The organism is Paenibacillus sp. BR1-192 (genome assembly GCF_029542445.1).
GTDB lineage: Bacteria > Bacillota > Bacilli > Paenibacillales > Paenibacillaceae > Paenibacillus_AQ > Paenibacillus_AQ lautus_A.
On sequence record NZ_CP120718.1, the window covers coordinates 4394505 to 4413106 of the forward strand.

The window sequence follows — 18602 nt, forward strand, 5'->3', positions numbered from 1 at the left end:
GCGAAATCACCACTCCTTTAATTTATGCTTGATCATCGCTTCCATCATTCGAAGCTCCCGGGCGCGGGCCGCGTATAGCCGTTCCGCTTCCGCCAAGGAAATTTCCGCAAAACGGATGCTGGCGCCTGGCGGCAGCTGGGCGATCAGCGGAATATCGACCGAAGCCACCTGCGCGATTTTGGGATAGCCGCCAAGCGTCTGCCGATCCGCCATCAGAATAATCGGCTGGCCATCGGAGGGAACCTGTACCGTTCCCAAAGCAACCGGCTCGGATATGTATTCCTTTGCTTGCCTTAATGTCAGCGGCGGACCGGACAATCGGTAGCCCATACGATCCGATTGCGGAGTAACGGTGAACCGATCCCGGAACAACGCTCGCTGGCTGTCGTCGTCAAAATCATCGAATTGACGTCCGTTCAGCACGCGCACCACCGCATCTTGCCCGGTGAAGTCATACCCTGAAGCAGAAACGGACCATTTCGCGGTGAGAAAGCCGCCGGAATCATCAACATGAAGGTTTCGTTCAGACGAATCCACCGGAAGCCGGGAAGGATGGGCATGCAGCGTATCCCCTTGCTTGAGTGCTCTTCCCTCATATCCGCCGATACCTGCCCTTAAATACGTGCTGAGGCTGCCCATGACCGGCGGGACATCAAATCCGCCGGATACGGACATATAAGCGCGGCACCCCGCTGCCGGCTGTTGAAAGCTCAGCACACGCCCCGCTTTGACCAGCACCGGGCGCCACATGGGCACCTTTACGCCATCGATTAGCGGCGATAAATCCCCGCCTGTAAGGGCAATCCAACAATTGTCGTGAAATTCAACGGCCAATCCTGACCATGTGATCTCCAGAACGGCGTGTTCACCCTCATTGCCGACAAGTCGGTTGGCAAGCCGATAGGCATAGTCGTCCATGGCTCCAGCCGTAATGATACCGTACCTGCCGTAACCCCGTCTCCCTGAATCCTGAAGAGTCGCCAGCAGACCCGGCTTGATGACGGTCATGCTCATAGTCTCACTTCCCTTAACCGCTCGTATTCCTCGGCTTGAATGGGCCGGAACCGAATATACTGCCCGCTTTTCAACAGCGTTGGCGGCTCGGCGCCGGGACGAAACAATGCGAGCGGCGTCCGGCCGATAATCTGCCAGCCGCCCGGCGTTTCAATGGGATAGATGCCGGTTTGCGTCCCGGCGATTCCAACGGAACCGGCCGGTATTCGCAGCCTGGGCGTCTTTCTCCTCTGGGTTGCGATTTGCTCCGGGATTCCTCCTACATACGGAAACCCGGGGGCGAAACCGATGGCGTAGATCAAGTAATCCTGCCCGGAATGAATCTTGACGACATCCATGGGCGACAGATGATTCTTCCGGGCCACCTCGTCCAAATCCGGCCCATATTCGCCTCCGTAACAAACCGGAATATCGACAACCTCGTAAGGCCTCCGGTTCTCGTCTGCCGTGTTCGCATCCATCCGCTGTTCCAGCATCGAGCATACATATGCAAATACCGTATCGAATCCGTCAGGCTTTTCGATCTTATGAAAATCGTAGTAAACCGCGATGCTCGTAAACGACGGGATACATTCGATCCAGCCCATAAATGGCTCCCGTTCCAATCGCCTCGTCATATCTGTGACCTGACGATGCACCTTCTCGCTCACGAAGTCCGCAAATTGAATGAGGACGGCCGAATCCCCAAGGGGGTAGAGCGTATAGGACTTGCTCATCGTACATCCTCCGTTCTGTATGTACTGCCTGATATCCGTCTATCCTAACAGGATTATCCCTATGATAGCAGAGAAACAGGCATTCGTTGAATACGAAATTCTATAATCATCGATGAACATGAGAAACGGGCAGCTCCGTGCCGAACATGCCGCCGGATGCAATTGTTGCCCTTTTTGCATAAAATTTAGGCATCCTTGGCAAAATACAGAAGTCGTACTAGCATAAGGAGGTGCCACAATGAGCGAACAAAACCGCAACAGCAACGAACCGACAAAAGCGGAAGTCCAGACTACGAAATTGAACAAAATGCCGGTTCCAGGTGAATTTGACACCGAGTTTTCTGCCGAAGAAGCAGCCGAGGTGTTTGAACAGCAGCAGCCTAACGCGGGTCAAAACACCGAAAACCAATCATAATAACATGCAGAAGACCTCACGTATGATCCGTTGTTTACGGGATCACGGTGAGGTCTTTTTTAGTCGGTCATCTAACAAGCGAACCGGATTTGCGGTTTAAAGCACCCCCGCCTTGGTTCAGCGTTTATATCCCTTTGGTGCCAATCCGCTTTGCGAGTTCCGCCAAATCCTGCCCTTTGAGGGCGCCCTCCACCAGCTGCGGAAGAAGCGCAGGAGTGCATGCGAAGCAAGGAGTGCCGTCCCGGGACAGCTGTTTGGCTGCCTGCTCGTCATAGAAGGGTTTACCCTCGTCGGATAAAGCGAGAAGACACATCGTCTTGACCCCCGCTTCCCGCAATTCGCGCATGCGCCGGATCAGTCCGGCCTGATTGCCGCCTTCATAGAGGTCTGAAATGATGATGAACAGCGTCTTTTTCGGCTCCTCGATAAACTGCTCGCAATAAGCGACCGATTTATGAATATCCGTCCCGCCTCCGAGCTGGATCCCGAACAGCATATCCACCGGGTCATGGGCACACTGCTCGGTCAGATCAACGACTTCCGTATCGAAAACCACCACGCGGGTGTCCAGCGAGGGAATGCTGGCAAATATGGATCCTACAACCGAAGCCCAGATCACGGATTCCGCCATGGAACCGCTTTGGTCGATATCCACGATGACGGTCCATTCTTTGCTCCGTTTGGCTCTGTCAAAATAGTAAAAACGCTCCGGCACGATCTGTTTGCGGTCCGCATCATAGTTTTTCAGATTGCGCTGTATCGTCCGCTTCCAGTCGATCCCGCTGAGCGAAGGGAGCGGCGTATGCTGCCTGCGGTTCAAGGCCCCGGTCACCGCCCGGCGGATATCCTCGTGAAGGCGCTGAACCAGCTCATCCACAACCGCCTTCACCAGTTGGCGTGCCGTTTCCTTCGTTTTCTCGTGGATTTTCCCCTTCAGGGACAGCAGCGTGCCGACCAGCTGTATATCCGGCTTGACCGTAGCCAGCACCTCGGGCTCAAAAAGCAGCTGCTTCCAGCCTTTTCGTTCCATGGCATCATTCTGGATGATGGACACCACGTCTTCCGGAAAAAAGGAGCGGACGTCACCCAGCCACTGCGCGAGCCGAGGGGCCGACTTCCCCTGTCCGGCTCCCCGCTGTCCCGAGGGCGCGCTGCCTGCATCCGTCCCGCCGTCCGTATTATCGTATATTGCAGCAAGCGCGCGGTCCATGATGCGTTCTTCCTCCGACAGCTGAATGCTCCCGCCGGGGCTGAAGCCCGCGAGCTGAGGCTCTGCCGACTGGCCCAGAATGAGCCGCCATCGCGATACTTGGTTGGATTCTTGCATACTGCTCATAGCCTAAAAATCCTCAAAATCAAAATCATTCAATTCGTCCAGCATTTTTGCTTCTTCCTCCTTCAAGTCACCGGTCAAAATCTCGGCGGCCTGCTCTGCGTTCACGCCCCAAAGTTCGCCAAGCAGCTCGGCTATCATCGTCTTTTCCTTGGGAGAGAAGCTGCTGAACGCCCTGCGCAGAAAAACAAGGGCGCGCGCGAACTCCTCATCGTCCAGGGACAGGATGTATTCATTCAGCTGCTCCCACAAGCTTAACCGTGATAGCAGGGCATAACGGTTCCGCATCGATAAGCCCTCGAACCATCCAGCCCCCAAATCGGCCGGAATGCCGGGGGAGAGTCTGCGCGAAACTTCTTCGGCGCACTGCTGCGCGGAAATCGCGTTCCGCTCCATTAAGACCGCGCAGGCATACCCCGACAGACGGGCATTGAGATCATCCCTTTCCGACAAATGCCGAAGCTCTTGCAGCCAAAGTTCCTCGTCTACCTGCTCGGCATGCTCCATCGCAACGCTGTTCAGCTCATTCATAGCGGTGATCATCGAGCCGGACACCTCATCGCTGCACTGGCTGCCATCAAGCAGAAACAAGCAAGCGCGCATAAACAGCTGCTGAAGCAGCGGCACTAACGGCTCCGTATCCATTCGCCGGACCCCGCCATAACGGATCATCACGGATAACGACCGGGAAGCGGCCGCGATCTGTACGACATCACGGCTGTCCACAGCCAGCTTCTGCAGGGTCTGCCTGCCTGCTTCCATCTGGTGAATCATCCCGCACTCATAGGCGATTCGGATAAGCGAAGAGGCTTCGGCAATCGAGCTGCAGTCCGCCAGCTTCTGTTGGAGCATATAAGCGGCGGCTACTTCTACCGTCTCTCCCAGCAGCGTGGACTCCACGACCTGGATTTCAACCTCAGGCGTCCATTTCACAACCCAGTGCTCCGCCCACGCCGCCTGCTCCTGCCCGCTCGGCCTCGCGCTGACGAAGTCAATCCCCAGCAGCTTCAAGCGGTGAAACAAGAAGGAACGGTTCAAATCCAGATAGGCGGATTCTTTCGAAGCAACCCTCCGGTTTTCGCGCAAATCCAGAATTACATCGTTGGCCACAACCGATTTATATTTCTCCAGCTTCAACCTTTTGAGCTGGCGGTTCAGGTCGTCCTGGATCGGCGTCTGGCTGACGCCTTCGGCCAGCTCGCCGATCGCCGTGCCGATATCCGTTCGGGCAAGCTCCTCTGCCACGACGGCAAGCTCACCGCGCCCAAGCAGCGTCTGGGCCGCATCCCGCAAATCCCGCAAGGTGGGGATGCCGCCCCCATGGAGCGCGGCGAGCGACTCCGCCAGCCGGACGGCTTCGATCACTTCTGCCGTAGACCGGTGGGTCCCTTTCTTTCTCATCGAGCCCGCCACCAAGGATAAATACTGATGCGGCAATTCCGTAAGCGCGCCCTTCAGCATCCGTTCCCACATCATTTCAAAATAATGGGGAGCCGCATTTCCTGCGCCATAGCCGGAAATAGACGACAGTTTATAGTAAGAGTATGGCATCAGGGTCAGTTTGGTTGCCCGGGAAGGCAGCTGAGTTAATTCCTCGTCGCTCATCGGGTTAGACAAATCGCTAAGGGCAGGGGCATGGTATGCCCCGCAGACGACTACAATGCGTTCGGGCTCATGCCCCGCCGCAATCGCTTCAACAATCTGACGGCGCATGTAAGACTCCCGAACGGCATTGTAGGCGTACTCCACTGTATCCTCAAGCCGTTCTCTCTCCTCCGAAAGCTCTCGCATATGCCCGGAAAAAGCCGTTATGGATTGCCGGTAAGACCCCGCGTTTAAATTATGTTCATAACTCCGCTCCCAGTACATATCGTAATCGTATTCGCCAGCAAGCTCGGCTATCCGCTCATATACGGATTTTCCGGCCGGCAGGCTATCATCCGACGGCTCTGCTGCACCTGAAACGCTTCCCGGCTTCCCGGCTTCGGACTCTTCCCCGCCAGAACCGCCTACCGGGCTGCGGCGGAGCTCCTGAAGGCATACGGCAGAGGACGACGGCAGATCGATAAATGCGGCGTAGGCTCCATGCTTCTGCGCCCATTTCATCGCCTGATATTCCGGAGAATATACCGCAAAAGGCCAAAGTACGGTTTGTACCGGCACTTCTTCGGTAAATGCCAATATGGCAACCGGCGGCTTTGTCGTGGCATGGACCAGATGCCGGATTTCCCCGCTAGCGTCAGACGGTCCTTCAATGAGGACGGCGGTGGGATCGATCTCATCCAGAAAATCTACTAAATGCTTCGCACCGGCGGGTGACAAATGCCGAACGCCAAAAACATGGATGCCGGCGGCATTCACTTGTTTATCTCCTTACATGCTTGATATAAGCCCCGCCACTCGGCACCGCGCTTTTTCATCACGTTGTCGAGATATTCCTTCCACACGAGCCGGTCCTTATCATCATCCTTCACGATCGCGCCTTGAAGTCCTGCTGCCAAATCCTCGTCGGTGAGCTCCCCGCTGCCAAAGCTGGCTGCCAGCGCCATGCTGTTGGTCAGGAGCGAAATCGCTTCAGCCGTCGAGATTACCCCGGCAGGAGACTTCACTTTTTCCTTTTTATCCAGGGTCATGCCGCTGCGCAGCTCGCGAAAGATGGTAACTACCTTAAGCAGTGCTTCATCTGCAGGAGCAGCAGCCTGAAGATCGTAAGAGGAAGCAATCTCCGACACCCGTTTCTTCACGATTTCGATTTCGGTTTCCAGATCCGCAGGAGCCGGAAGCACGATGATGTTGAAACGGCGCTTCAGCGCGGTCGACATCTCATTGACCCCGCGGTCTCTCGTATTCGCTGTAGCGATAATCGAGAAGCCTTTTCGGGCATTCATTTCTTTTCCGAGTTCAGGCACCGATATCGTCTTTTCGGACAAAATGGAGATGAGGGCATCCTGTACCTCCGAGGCGCAGCGGGAAATCTCTTCGAACCGGGCGATCCCGCCCGCTTCCATCGCCCGCATGATCGGGCTCTGCACCAGCGCTTCGGGGGTAGGGCCTTGGGCAAGCAGCATGGCGTAGTTCCAGGAATACCGCACGTGTTCCTCGCTTGTTCCAGCCGTGCCCTGTACGACCAATCCGGAATTTCCATAGATTGCTGCCGCCAGATTTTCGGACAGCCAGGATTTGGCCGTGCCCGGTTCCCCGATCAATAACAGGGCGCGGTCGGTTACCAGGGTAGCGACCGCCATCTCGATCAGTCGTTGGTTTCCGATATATTTAGGCGTGATTTCCGTCTTGCCGGCCTTGCCGCCAACGATGAATTTGAGTACGGATTGAGGGGACATCTGCCATCCGGCAGGAATTTTCCCGGTATCCTCCTTGCGCAGCGCTTCCAGCTCATGACGAAACAGTATTTCCGCGGGCTGACGCATGATATCTTCCAATTGCTCTTGACCTGCTCCCATGGTTCCACTCCTTAATATTTATTGTTCTTTCATCTTGCGAAGGATATATCGAAGCTGATCCTCGGCGTTGTCCTTGTAGTTGCCCAGGACCGCATGAACGCGGTCATGATAATCTGCAGGCAACCGGCACAGCTGCGAGAATGTAAAAGGCTCGATCATGTAGCAGTCCTGATTGCGCTTATCCTCAAGAGCGGCCACAACAGCTTCAAACAGCTCTTCATCCTTTATGCCGGTACGAACAAGACCCATAATAATCAGATTGGCAAACCGGTTGCGGAATTCCGGCGAATTCTGCAGCTTTGCCAGCAAATACGATTCGGCTTTCCGATGTCCCCGGCGGGCGAACGCGCTGACCAGCGCCAGCTCATCCTGCTCGATCAACAACTCCAGCCATCTGTCATCCCAGCACGCCAGCAGCTGCTCTTGCGGGAGCATCTCCACGTAATACGTGTAGCTCTCCTTGCCCGCAAACGGCATTACTTCCTCATAAGGCTTATACTGCCTGGTGATTACCAGATCAGATAGGGTATCCAAAAGCTTTTTCCGCTCTTTGGCCGCGTTGCTGAGCGGCGACGAGGCGAAGCCTTGCAACAGAACGTCCTTGTATTGTTCATATACGCGTTCAGGCGGCAGCACGCGCGTTGCTTTTTGGAATACCTCGCGGACATAAGAGCCGCTGTGTCTATATTGCTCTATATCATTCTCCGCATTTTGGCGCAGCAGTTCCCTGGCTTCCCCGGAATCCATGCGATTCATGTAGATAACCGCTTCATTCATCAGATAGGTCCATCCCAGAGACTTGATGTATAAGGCATATTGCTGAAGCACGTTCCGGTACAGCTCCTCGAGCTCCGGATTTTGTTTGTCGTGCAGGGCCCACAAACAGCGTTTCACCTTGATCCAGCTTTCTTCCAGCTTTTGCTTGTCGCCCAGGGATTCGGAAACCGATTGAAGCTCCGCCGACAAGTCTCGTACAAGCCAATTCGTCAACAGGGCGGAACGGCATCTGCCTAAGGCAGGATTCACCAGCTCTTTGTCTTTTCCTTGAGCGGCTTCATACAACCGCCCCACGGCTTGATCGGAACCGTTCTCGGCCAGCGCGCCGTAGGCCGCCTCGCGGATGACCTTCTTCTTGCTCCTGCTCCATTCCATCAGATCCGCTTCAAACTCTTCGTACGGCGCAAGCAATTTGATCGCCATGCACCGCACCTCGTCGCTACCGATCTCGGCCGCTTGGCGGATCAGCTCCAGCGCTTCCTTCCCGCCTGCTGCCGCCATCACCTTCAGCTTGCGTGATTCCGGCTTTCCGCCCGCCGGATTAAAGCTTTCCATCAGAAACGGAACGATTTCCGGGCCGTACGCCGGCAGTATCTCATTGGCCGCGAGCTCGCCAATCTCGACGTAGGGGTCATTCAACGCTTCGATTGCAAGGTATACCAGACGGAAATCTTGGAACACCCCTTCCTTCCACGCTTCCTCTATGATCTCGTAACGGCCGCTGCCCGTCGTGGTCAGGGCGGTCTGTACTGCTGAAAGCTTGCGGTAGGATAAATGAGATGACAGCGAAACCGGATGATGGTCTGCCTGAAACAGTTCTCCCTCGGGTGCTGTCGTTCCTTGCGTATGCAGCACGGAGCTCAGCAGCTGGTTTAAATCCTGAAGCAGCTGTGCGGACTGGTTTTCCTTCCCGGAATCCGGCTCGATCAAGGCCAGGATTCCTTCGCCCAATCGTTTGAACACGGGAGCGCGTTCTCCCAGTTGTTGAAACTGCGGCAGCAGCCGCTTCAGGCGGAAATCGCCTGCCGCGAGCTCGCTGCCGGCGATATATAAACGCCTAACCTCTTGGTTAAGCTCCTGCAGTAATGCCGTACTCATGTTCGCTTTCCTCCTTCGTTACCCTGCTTAGTACAATAGCCGGATGATTTCGTTCGTCGTAATGATGCTTAGCGGCTGTGCCCAGAGACGGCCCGTCGCAAGGTTGTGCTCAAACATAACCAGCATGGATACGCCGCTCAGCTTCTCCTCCGGCAAATACCGCAGCATCGGCACGGTTGGTTCCATATACACATCGGCCAGCCCGATCGACTGCCCGGATTCATCCGTAATGGCATATTGCCCTTCAGCGTTCCGGCCGATCCCGGATACATGCAGCAGCATGACGGGGTTGCTGTCGCTAAGCGGATTCTTGAGCTGGTTCTTCACCTTTTTAACGGCTTCAGCATAAGAACCTGCCGCATGGTTGCGAATCCATTCCAGATCCTCTTCCGTTACCGGACTTGAGGTCATTTCTTCAAAGCGAACACGCCGGTTCATATCTCCCGGGTAGCGATACAGTACAGGGACATGGGCTTTATCAAAGAAGCTGTCTTCTTCCCGCATCAGCTTGGCGGCTTTATAAGGACGGTATTGGATCGTTCGGTGGATTTCGCCGCTGTCCTTCTGGATCCAATATCCGGTATCCACATGCTCCAGCAGCGCATCGTCGGCATAACTCAGAAATGAAAGCTGCACCAGCTCTGCTCCTTCGCTCACTAACCCATAGCTCTGCAGCTCGGTCAGCTGCCATGCATGCCCCAGCCATTCCTCTATCGTCGACTCGTGGTCCAGCCTCATATCCGGATCCTCAAGTTTTGTGGTCAGGTACTGTCTGCCCTTCTTGATCATTGCGTTCATGACGGCAAGCTGCCCCACCGCATATGTATAAGCTTTCTCCTGGTCTTCGGATGACAGAACCAGCGCCAGGCGGCGGAGTTCCGTCTGAGCACCCGATAAGTAATAATTGCCCATCTGCTTCACATGTTCCTGGATCCGCTTATGTTCTTTTTTGTCCAATGTCCCGAGTCCGTTACGGATCAACGAGTGTATAAGCTTTTCCAGAACGTCCAGGCCTTCCAGCTGCGCATGGAGTTTCTTTTTTAACGCCGATTTGTTAACCTTCTTCGGTTTGGGTGCTGCTCCTTCGGCTGCTTCTTTGAGCTTGCGCTCTTCCCGCTTCTCCGCCTTCTCCCGCTTGGCGGCCAAATCCTCCGGCACCTCGGCGGGGGTGAACGACGCTCCGCCTGCATAAGCATATAGCAGTCCAAGCACATGCTTGCACGGAAACTGCCGGCTCGGGCAGGTGCACCGCATGACCGGCTTCTCCGGCACCGCAAAATCGGCGGACGGCAAGTAATCGGAACTTCCGCTGCCGGCACAGGTGCCGAACAACACGGCTTGATCCTCGGAATGATGCAGCTGTAAGAAACGTCCTTTTTTTACCAGACCTTGCCCGTTCTTAATGGCCGCGCTATTCGGTGCCTGCGAATCGATCCATGTCTCTGTAATCTCAACCAAACTTATACCCTCCTAAATCAAATCGCTGCGTTCAAAAACAGCAATAATATCCATTACGTTTAATCATATCGAATCTTCGCCCTGCTCCCTACCCTTCTAAAGACCTATTTAAGAACACCCATTCCTATTTAATCCATCATCCTCCTCCTTAAATGGAACATATTGTAATACTATGCTGCCGTTAAAATAAAAAAAGAGCCGGCTTAGCCGGTTCTTCGAAATTTGCTATCACCCAGGAGTAGACGAACGCGCGCAATGCGGACTTAAAGATCGCCTCCGGCGTTCGCTTATCCCTTTTGTCTCCGATGCCGTTAGTCTTTTCGCGCTTGATACCGCCCTGTTCGAATCTCGAGAATATACGATTCAGGGTGGGGCATGCCGGACTCCAACGCATCCTGCACGGCTTGCTCGATCGGATACGGCACACGGATGCATTGAATGTTTAACGGCGCGGGATCTTCGCTTCCATAGACTCCCTCCAGAATGACGTAAGACGCCTCGGGCAATTCAAGAGGATTGCCGACGCTGCCGGTATTAAACAGCGTTCTCCCGTCCAGATGCTGGTGATAGGCATTATGGATATCGCCGTAACCGGCGACGTCCGCGATTCTCGGGCTGCCGCACAGCGGGGAGCTGTGAAACAAGGTAGCCCGCTTCTCCTGGTCATCCCAGGGCTGGATCCGTTCGTACACGCTTCGCGGCGAAGCATGAAACAGCCGGACCCATTTACCGCTCATCATGAATTCTATGACATAAGGGAGGCCGGCAAGATATTGCAGCCTCTCGCTTCCGAGTCTATGCTGATGCCATAGCAGCGACGGATCATCGGTCTCATTGCCAATAAAGTCGTCCCAATTCCCCTTAATGACCTGCTGGCAATGGGTTCGTACCATATCCACCGCCACATCGCCGTGCGGGCCCTTGCCGATCAAGTCGCCCAGGCAATAGATGGTTTCTATTCCGCGGCGTTGGATATCCCTAAGAACTGCCTCCAGTGCAGGGATATTTCCGTGTATGTCGGAGATTAATGCAAATTGCGCCATCAGCCGGCCTCCAAACTTCGTTTATTTCGGTTTGCTATGGTTATGGCGGTGTTGCTTTTCGTATATTCATCCTATGTCTCTTTTTAGCCAGGGATGAAGCGGTTCAGCGATTCACGCCGTGCCCCAAAATCAGGTCTTTGGATTTACCAATCCAGCACTTCATTTTCCATACAATATTAACTTATAATGAAAATAGTTTGAAGCTATTCTATAAGAAAGTCAAAGGAAGGAGGTTTTGCGGTTCCATGCATTGCCGTCCGGAATCGTTCGGGCACGCGATGCGTGTTTCAACTACATCGGCAGTACATAACGTGCATTGGAAGGAGGCAATTATACGCCGGAACGTGCCAAATCCTTATTTTGGACGTTTTAATTTTTAGTCTATTGTATTAAGGTAATCATATATTTTTACTCACGCAAGCTTGGTAACTGAATAAGATTTAAGCATCACCGACTTCACCACGTTAGGAGGCTGACGATAGTGAATACACGCAGGATGGTTAGCTTAGGGTTACTGATTCTTGTCTTGATCATCAGCGGTTGTACGGGAAATGCTTCAACCGAAAAAACGAAAACGCTTACACTTTGGTATTGGAACCGAAGCCTGGACGATGAGCTGATTAAGTCTGTTGAAAAGGAGTTTCCGGGTATCCGCATCGACGCGCAAAAAATCGGAGGCGACTTCAAATCGAAATTAAAAACAACGCTGGCCGCCGGCTCCGGAGGGCCGGACATCGTCGCATTTAACGACTGGGTGGCGGAGCTGTTTACGAGTTCGGATCGCTTCTACGATCTGTATGAGCTTGGCGCCAAAGAAATCGAACCGGATTTCCTGGATTGGAAATGGAAGCTCGGCGTTACGCCGGAAGGCGCCATGATCGCCCTGCCGATCGATACGGGGCCAACGGCTTTATACTACAGAGCGGATTTGTTCGAGGAAGCCGGACTTCCGACCGAACCGGAAGATGTCCACGAGCAGCTCGGCTCCTGGGTTCAATATTTCGAGGCGGGACAGAAGCTGCAGGAGCATTTTGATCAAAAAGTGAAAATGCTCGATAACATCACGAACATTTATACCCAAATCAACGCCCAATCCGATCGCATCTATTTTGCCGAGGATGGAACGTTCATCGGCGAGTCTGCGGAATCCTCGATGAAAACGGCCTGGGATACGGCGGTAAAGGCCTCCCAAATGAAGCTGAGCGCCAACGTCAACACTTCTTCCTCAGAGTGGAATGCCGCCATGAACAACGGGCGGGTCGCTTCCTTTGTCGGTGCGGTCTGGATGAAGGAAATACTCATGCAGGCGGCGCCGGACACCACCGGCAAATGGAGGGTAGCCCGTGCACCTGGCGGTGACGGCAACAACGGCGGTTCCTTCCTTGCCATTATGAAGACAAGTAAATATCCGCAGGAAGCATTTGATGTCATGAAATACATTCAGAACCCGGAAAATCAGGTTCAGTCCTTTAAGAAGATCAACCTCTTCCCTTCCGCCAAGGACGCGCTGGATGCACCCGTCATGAAGGAACCCGAAGAATTTTTCGGAAATCAGGCGACCGGCGAGGTGTTCTCGGAATCTGCACGAAACGTTAAGCCGGCTTATTTCGGCGGGAAGTTCGCGAATGTCAACGGCATTGTCAATCGAGAGCTGTCCTCGGTTGCCCTTCAGGGCAAAAATCCCGATAAAGCCTGGGCCGACGCGCTGGCCAGGGTCAAAAAAGAACTGCTGCGCTGACCAAGGTTCTTGTTTTGCGAGGTATGGCTTTCCGATTGTTAGGAGTACTTAAATACCAACCGCTACAGGAGGTACAGTACGATGGATAATCCAATGCTGAATCGCACGCCCGTGGAACAGAAGCCTGTTCCCAAGCATCCGAAATCCCAAGACCGACTGTCTGCACAGATCTGGAAGCACCGCAAAGAATATTTGGCGATATCCCCTTTTTACATTCTATTTGCCATCTTCGGGCTGTTCCCGATCGCCTTTTCCATGTTCCTGTCCTTTCAAAAATGGGACGGCATCGGCGAGATGACCTATAACGGTCTCAATAACTATCAATTCATGCTGACCGATCCGGAATTTTGGAGAGCCGTCGGCAATACACTGCTGATCTGGATTTACTCCACGATACCGATGCTGTTCATCGCGCTAGTCGTGGCTTTCCTGCTAAATGCATCGTTCGTCCGTTTCCGCACCTTCTTTCGCATCGGTTATTTCCTGCCCAACGTCACCTCGCTTGTTGCGGTTGCCATCGTGTTCGGCACGGTCTTCTCGAACAACTACGGTCTCCTCAACTATATGTTGTCCTTGCTCGGCCTCAACTCCGTCGAATGGTTGAATAAGACGTGGGGCATTCAGCTAGCCATTTCGGTCATGGTTATATGGAGATGGGCGGGATATAACGCCATCATCTATCTTGCCGGGCTGCAGAGCATCCCGACGGTTCTGTACGAGGCAGCCAAGATCGACGGAGCCACCGGCATTCAATCCTTTTTCAGAATCACCATTCCCAATCTAAGGCCCATCATTCTCTTTACGGTCATTACGTCAACCATCGGCGGCATGCAGATCTTCACCGAGCCGCAAGTGCTGGTCGGCAATGACGGCGGCGTAAGCGGCGGCGGGATGACCATCGTCCTCTACCTGTACCGCGAAGCCTTCGTGAACAACTATTTCGGATATGGCGCTGCCGTCGGCTGGGGCATGTTCCTGCTCATCGCCCTCTTTTCCATCGTGAACTGGAAAATGGTGCAGGGCAGTCCTTCCAATGACTGAAAATGGGGGTGAATCGTATGTTCAAATGGAAATCCATTCTGCTGCACATCGGGTTGATCGCCGGATTGATCTTATCCATTTTTCCCTTCTACTGGCTGCTTGTGATGGCGACGCGCACCACTTCGGATATCTACAGCTTTCCTCCGAAACTATGGTTCGGTCCGCACTTGCTGGATAACGTCTCGAGGGTGCTGAGCAGCATCGACTTCTTCGGCGCCTTCTGGAATACCCTGTTCGTCGCTTCCGCTTGTACGCTGCTGGTCTTATTCTTCGATTCCCTGGCCGGATTCACGTTCGCCAAATTCCAGTTCCCGGGCAAAAAATGGCTGTTTGTGCTGCTGCTTGCCACCATGATGGCGCCCGCACAATTATCCTTGGTGCCTTCGTTTGTCATTATGGCAGAATTCGGATGGGTGGGCACCTACAAGGCCCTGATCATTCCGGGAATGGTCAACGCCTTCGGAATCTTCTGGATCAGGCAGTATGCACAGGAATCGGTGCCTTCGGAGCTTCTCGATGCCGGTAAAATCGACGGCTGCGGTTTCTTCCGCCTCTATTGGAACATATCGCTGCCGATTCTGCGGCCCGCTTTATCGTTCTTGGCCGCCTTCACGTTCATCGGGGTATGGAACGACTATCTGTGGCCGCTCATCATTCTAAATGATGAGAACAAGTTCACCTTGCAGGTTGCGTTATCATCATTAAACGGAATATATACCACCGACTATTCGATGGTCATTGCCGGCACGCTGCTCGCCGTCATCCCGCTGATCGTCATGTTCTTGTTCATCAGCAAGCAATTCATTTCCGATATCGCCGCAGGCGCGATTAAGAGTTAACGGCAAAGGAGCTGCCTCCAGGTGTTATGCCTGACAGGCAGCTCCTTTCTATATTCCGGTCCAAGACGTACGCGCTACGGCACCATGACCAGCTGTTCATTTTCTTTCGTCCCTGCCTCTTCTGCTGAATCGGCTGTCTCCTCCCTTTTCAGTTCTGCCGTTTCATCCAGCTTTTTGCGTCCCATTAAGGCTGCTGCCAGAAGCGCTAACGCTGCAGGAACGATAGCCCAGGCAAACGTAGCCGCGATGGAGGAAGCGAGCGTGTCCGAGATCGGCTTGAGCAGGTCGGACGGAATCCATGATCTCGTCTCCGGTGCCAATAAGATGTGAGGATCCTTAAGATCGAATCCTTCAGGAAGCCCACCGGTGTTCATCACGTCCGATCCCGATGTTAAGGAACCGGTGAAGGATCGGCTCTGGATCAACCCGAACACCGTAATGCCAATGGTCATTCCAAGCGACCGCGTGAAATTGAAGGTCGAGCTCGCCATCCCGCGCTGTTTATAGGATAAGCCATGCATGACCGCCGTTCCCAGCACGGAGAACGATCCGCCGATGCCAAGCCCGATCAGAACCATGTACAGGGTAACGATGAACCTGCTGGATTCCGCGGTTAACGTCGAAGCGAGCACCATCCCTCCCGTAAACAGGATCAGCGTCGGGATCATGATGCTGCGATACGAGATTTTACTCATCAGAAAACCGCTGACCGTCGCCGTGACGACCGAGCCCACCATCATCGGCAGCAGGACCAGCCCCGAGTTCGTGGCGCTTCCGCCGAGCACGCCTTGAATGAAAATCGGAATGTAAACGGAAGCCACGATGAAGGATCCTCCGCTAAACAAGCCGCACAGCACGCTTGAGGTATAGAGTTTATTCTTGAATAAATGAAACGAGATGATCGGCTCCTCCGCCCTTCTCTCGGCAAGCACGAAGAGCACAAGCATGACGGCGGCAGCGCCAAACAAAGCCAGGATGACCCAGGAATCCCATGCCCATTGCTTCCCTCCAAGCTCAAGCGCGAACATGAAACAGATCACGCCCGCAAGGAGCGTGGTTGCTCCCTTCCAATCGATCGGCTGTTTGGAACGTTCATGCGATTCCTTATAGAATACCGTCACCATCAGGAAGGCCACGATGCCGATCGGCAAATTAATATAGAATATCCATTGCCAGGTAATATGATCTGTAATATAAGCGCCGGCGAGCGGCCCGAAAATGCTGGATAATCCAAAGACGGCTCCGAACAAACCGGTGAGCTTTCCGCGCTTCTCCAGCGGCACGGTGTCGAACATGATCGCGAATGCAATCGGGATAAGCGCTCCGCCCCCTACGCCTTGCACGGCCCGATACAGCGCCAGCTCCGTGATGGAGCTTGCCGTACCGCACAGCACGGAGCCCAGCATGAATACAATCATCCCGAACACAAAGAATTTTTTGCGTCCATACATATCGGACAGTTTGCCGAAGATCGGCATCCCCGCAAGCTCGGCAACCATATACGCGGAGGTCACCCATACGAAATGATCAAGTCCTCCGAGCTCCCCGACGATGTTTCCCATGGCGGTCGCTACGATCGTATTGTCCATGGAGGCCATCAAGATGCCGAGCAGCAGGCCGGCAAGCACGATGGGCAGTTTGTTGTTGTTGGCTGTTTGTGTCTTCAAGTTCTCATACACTCCTTCTAAGTAGGTTTCCTTAGTACTGCAGTCATTGTAAATCGAAAAGTATGACAGGTGACTGTCACACTTTTGTCCCCGTTTCCGTTATTTTTTATCAAACGCTCTTATTCAAGCAGCCTAATGGCTTTATGTTCGCATGCAGGGTAGCGTATAATCGGTTTATCTTAGCTCATGCCAAGGAGGTCATGTGATATGAAGATCAGTGAATTATCGCAGCGCAGCCAGGTCAGCGCACGCTCGATCCGGCATTATGAACAAAAAGGCCTGCTGGAAGCCGATAGACTCGATAATGATTACCGCCATTTTAACGCGTCCGCCATCGAACGGGTCAAAATGATCCAATTGTACTTAAAGCTGGGCTTGACCACGGATCAAATTCGCGTATTGTTTCGCGGTGAAGTCGCTTCGCCGGACGATTATGAATATTGCGAGGAAATGCTCTCCTTTTATGAGGACAAATTAAGCAGCGTGGACAGTCAGATTGCAGCGCTCCATGAATTGAAACACCTGCTGGAAAGGCAAATCTCCCGGACCCTTGGCAAAAAGAAGAGTCAGCAGCAGCCCTCCGCAACGTGATAGAATGAAGTGTACATCTGAAATGGAGGATATCTACATATGGACAATTTCGAGAAAAATCTGGAGAAATACGCGGAGCTGGTCGTGAAGGTTGGCGTAAACGTTCAACCGGGCCAAGTGCTGATCGTCAATGCTCCAATCGAAACCGTAGAGTTGACACGCCGCATCGTGGCCAAAGCATATGATGCAGGCGCCAAATATGTGCAAGTCGACTGGGAAGACGAAAAAATCACCCGAATTCGCTATGAGAAGGCACCGGAAGACTCCTTCCATTATTATCCGCAGTGGCAGGCCGACGCCATGCAGCAGCTCGCTGAAGGCGGAGGAGCCATTCTGCGCATTAAGGTTCCGGATCCCGAGCTGTTCCGCGGCATTGATTCGGTAAAAGTATCTACAGCCGTTAAGGCTGCTGCCATGGCTAACGAAAAATATCAGGTATACGTCCGTAACAATAAAATCAGCTGGTCGCTCATTAAGGCGCCTACCCGAGCCTGGGCCAATAAAGTATTCCCGGACCTCCCCGAAGAAGAGCGCATCCAAGCGATGTGGGATGCCGTATTCCTGATGAATCGGGTAGGCAGCGAAGATCCGGTAGCCGCGTGGCGGGATCATATCGCCGGACTGAAGCTGCGCCAGAACCACATGAATGCCAAACGCTACAAGAGTTTCCACTATCGTGCGCCGGGAACGGATCTGCGCGTCGACATGCCGGAAGGTTACCTTTGGCTCGGCGGCGGTGACGAGAATGAGGCCGGGGTGTATTTCGTAGCGAATATGCCCACCGAAGAAATCTATACAATGCCTCATCGCACGGGCGTGAACGGGACCGTATCCAGTACCCTTCCGCTGAATCTGAACGGCCGCCTGGTGGAAGGCATAAAGCTCACGTTCAAGGACGGCAAGGTTGTTGCATATGAAGCCGAATCCGGACGGGAGCATCTCACGACGCTGCTGGAAACGGACGAGGGCGCCTCGTATCTTGGAGAGATGGCACTCGTGCCGCATGATTCGCCGATCTCGCAGCTAAACCGAGTCTTCTATAACACCGGCATCGATGAGAACGCCTCCTGCCACTTTGCGCTGGGAAGCGCCTATCCCGTGAATATCGAAGGCGGCACCAAGATGAGCAAGGAAGAACTGCTGGCTCGCGGAGCCAATGTCAGTCTGACGCATGTCGATTTCATGATCGGTTCCGCTGAACTGGACATTGACGGCGTGCTGGCGGACGGTACGATTGAACCCGTATTCCGCGGTGGACGGTGGGTCTAAAGTTCGTTTGGGTAAATTGGGGTTCCTTAGCGTGCCGTTTGGCGTCATATGACCAGGGGCAACCCTTTAAGCCTACAACTGTAAAAAAGGCGGACACTGGAGCAATTGCTCCATGTCCGCCTTTTTCTATGTTCTACATTCG

At 53.7% G+C, this 18602-nt stretch carries 15 protein-coding genes; 6 read left to right on the forward strand and 9 right to left on the reverse strand.

All coding sequences use genetic code 11. From position 1 onward, the window contains the following. Positions 1 to 6: 6 nt before the first annotated feature. The gene (locus P0X86_RS19525; protein WP_277746254.1) at positions 7 to 1014 is read right to left on the reverse strand and encodes a 5-oxoprolinase subunit C family protein; all 1008 of its coding nucleotides are present in this window, start codon (positions 1012 to 1014) and stop codon (positions 7 to 9) included. Further along, on the reverse strand, positions 1011 to 1730 hold the full coding sequence (gene pxpB, locus P0X86_RS19530; RefSeq protein ID WP_277746255.1) for a 5-oxoprolinase subunit PxpB: 720 nt from the start codon (positions 1728 to 1730) through the stop codon (positions 1011 to 1013). The genes P0X86_RS19525 and pxpB overlap by 4 nt, the downstream gene beginning before the upstream one ends. Positions 1731 to 1968: 238 nt before the next feature. Here pxpB and P0X86_RS19535 point away from each other — a divergent pair, with 238 nt between their 5' ends. After that, entirely contained in the window at positions 1969 to 2145 is a 177-nt protein-coding gene (locus tag P0X86_RS19535; protein ID WP_009591058.1) for a hypothetical protein, read from the forward strand. Between the two features lie 124 nt (positions 2146 to 2269). On the opposite strand, the gene P0X86_RS19540 is transcribed toward P0X86_RS19535, so the two are convergent. The 6 genes from P0X86_RS19540 to P0X86_RS19565 all read right to left on the reverse strand — a co-directional run bounded on the left by P0X86_RS19540 (position 2270) and on the right by P0X86_RS19565 (position 11315). After that, positions 2270 to 3481: a VWA domain-containing protein gene (locus P0X86_RS19540; RefSeq protein WP_277746256.1), complete on the reverse strand. Its 1212-nt coding sequence runs from the start codon at positions 3479 to 3481 to the stop codon at positions 2270 to 2272. A 3-nt stretch (positions 3482 to 3484) separates the two neighbouring features. Beyond that, positions 3485 to 5839, reverse strand: a complete 2355-nt coding sequence (locus P0X86_RS19545) for a DUF5682 family protein (protein ID WP_277746257.1) — start codon at positions 5837 to 5839, stop codon at positions 3485 to 3487. Further along, positions 5836 to 6939 (reverse strand): ATP-binding protein, encoded by a 1104-nt coding sequence (locus tag P0X86_RS19550; RefSeq protein ID WP_009591055.1) that lies wholly within the window; start codon positions 6937 to 6939, stop codon positions 5836 to 5838. The genes P0X86_RS19545 and P0X86_RS19550 overlap by 4 nt, the downstream gene beginning before the upstream one ends. 18 nt (positions 6940 to 6957) lie before the next feature. Beyond that, positions 6958 to 8814 carry a HEAT repeat domain-containing protein gene (locus P0X86_RS19555; protein ID WP_277746258.1) on the reverse strand — a complete coding sequence of 619 codons (1857 nt, stop codon included), beginning with the start codon at positions 8812 to 8814 and terminating at the stop codon, positions 6958 to 6960. 27 nt (positions 8815 to 8841) lie between these two features. Next, positions 8842 to 10272 carry an SWIM zinc finger family protein gene (locus tag P0X86_RS19560; RefSeq protein WP_277746259.1) on the reverse strand — a complete coding sequence of 477 codons (1431 nt, stop codon included), beginning with the start codon at positions 10270 to 10272 and terminating at the stop codon, positions 8842 to 8844. A 311-nt stretch (positions 10273 to 10583) separates the two neighbouring features. Further along, entirely contained in the window at positions 10584 to 11315 is a 732-nt protein-coding gene (locus P0X86_RS19565; protein WP_277746260.1) for a metallophosphoesterase family protein, read from the reverse strand. A 481-nt stretch (positions 11316 to 11796) separates the two neighbouring features. Here P0X86_RS19565 and P0X86_RS19570 point away from each other — a divergent pair, with 481 nt between their 5' ends. The 3 genes from P0X86_RS19570 to P0X86_RS19580 all read left to right on the forward strand — a co-directional run bounded on the left by P0X86_RS19570 (position 11797) and on the right by P0X86_RS19580 (position 14933). Then, the gene (locus P0X86_RS19570) at positions 11797 to 13053 is read left to right on the forward strand and encodes an extracellular solute-binding protein (RefSeq protein ID WP_192571434.1); all 1257 of its coding nucleotides are present in this window, start codon (positions 11797 to 11799) and stop codon (positions 13051 to 13053) included. 81 nt (positions 13054 to 13134) lie between these two features. After that, positions 13135 to 14094 carry a carbohydrate ABC transporter permease gene (locus tag P0X86_RS19575; protein ID WP_015736035.1) on the forward strand — a complete coding sequence of 320 codons (960 nt, stop codon included), beginning with the start codon at positions 13135 to 13137 and terminating at the stop codon, positions 14092 to 14094. A 17-nt stretch (positions 14095 to 14111) separates the two neighbouring features. Beyond that, positions 14112 to 14933 carry a carbohydrate ABC transporter permease gene (locus P0X86_RS19580; RefSeq protein WP_009591051.1) on the forward strand — a complete coding sequence of 274 codons (822 nt, stop codon included), beginning with the start codon at positions 14112 to 14114 and terminating at the stop codon, positions 14931 to 14933. 74 nt (positions 14934 to 15007) lie between these two features. On the opposite strand, the gene P0X86_RS19585 is transcribed toward P0X86_RS19580, so the two are convergent. Continuing rightward, entirely contained in the window at positions 15008 to 16600 is a 1593-nt protein-coding gene (locus tag P0X86_RS19585; protein WP_192571433.1) for an MDR family MFS transporter, read from the reverse strand. A 207-nt stretch (positions 16601 to 16807) separates the two neighbouring features. On the opposite strand from P0X86_RS19585, the gene P0X86_RS19590 reads away from it, so the two are divergent. Both P0X86_RS19590 and P0X86_RS19595 read left to right on the forward strand, forming a co-directional pair. Further along, positions 16808 to 17191 (forward strand): MerR family transcriptional regulator, encoded by a 384-nt coding sequence (locus P0X86_RS19590; protein WP_009591074.1) that lies wholly within the window; start codon positions 16808 to 16810, stop codon positions 17189 to 17191. Positions 17192 to 17230: 39 nt separating this feature from the next. Beyond that, the gene (locus P0X86_RS19595) at positions 17231 to 18460 is read left to right on the forward strand and encodes an aminopeptidase (protein ID WP_277746261.1); all 1230 of its coding nucleotides are present in this window, start codon (positions 17231 to 17233) and stop codon (positions 18458 to 18460) included. Positions 18461 to 18602 lie beyond the last annotated feature (142 nt).

Excerpts from the sequence above, each read along its gene's own strand:
- P0X86_RS19525 (WP_277746254.1), bottom strand. The coding sequence starts at position 1,014 with ATGAGCATGACCGTCATCAAGCCGGGTCTGCTGGCGACTCTTCAGGAT.
- pxpB (WP_277746255.1), bottom strand. The coding sequence starts at position 1,730 with ATGAGCAAGTCCTATACGCTCTACCCCCTTGGGGATTCGGCCGTCCTC.
- P0X86_RS19535 (WP_009591058.1), top strand. The coding sequence starts at position 1,969 with ATGAGCGAACAAAACCGCAACAGCAACGAACCGACAAAAGCGGAAGTC.
- P0X86_RS19540 (WP_277746256.1), bottom strand. The coding sequence starts at position 3,481 with ATGAGCAGTATGCAAGAATCCAACCAAGTATCGCGATGGCGGCTCATT.
- P0X86_RS19550 (WP_009591055.1), bottom strand. The coding sequence starts at position 6,939 with ATGGGAGCAGGTCAAGAGCAATTGGAAGATATCATGCGTCAGCCCGCG.
- P0X86_RS19555 (WP_277746258.1), bottom strand. The coding sequence starts at position 8,814 with ATGAGTACGGCATTACTGCAGGAGCTTAACCAAGAGGTTAGGCGTTTA.
- P0X86_RS19565 (WP_277746260.1), bottom strand. The coding sequence starts at position 11,315 with ATGGCGCAATTTGCATTAATCTCCGACATACACGGAAATATCCCTGCA.
- P0X86_RS19575 (WP_015736035.1), top strand. The coding sequence starts at position 13,135 with ATGGATAATCCAATGCTGAATCGCACGCCCGTGGAACAGAAGCCTGTT.
- P0X86_RS19580 (WP_009591051.1), top strand. The coding sequence starts at position 14,112 with ATGTTCAAATGGAAATCCATTCTGCTGCACATCGGGTTGATCGCCGGA.
- P0X86_RS19590 (WP_009591074.1), top strand. The coding sequence starts at position 16,808 with ATGAAGATCAGTGAATTATCGCAGCGCAGCCAGGTCAGCGCACGCTCG.
- P0X86_RS19595 (WP_277746261.1), top strand. The coding sequence starts at position 17,231 with ATGGACAATTTCGAGAAAAATCTGGAGAAATACGCGGAGCTGGTCGTG.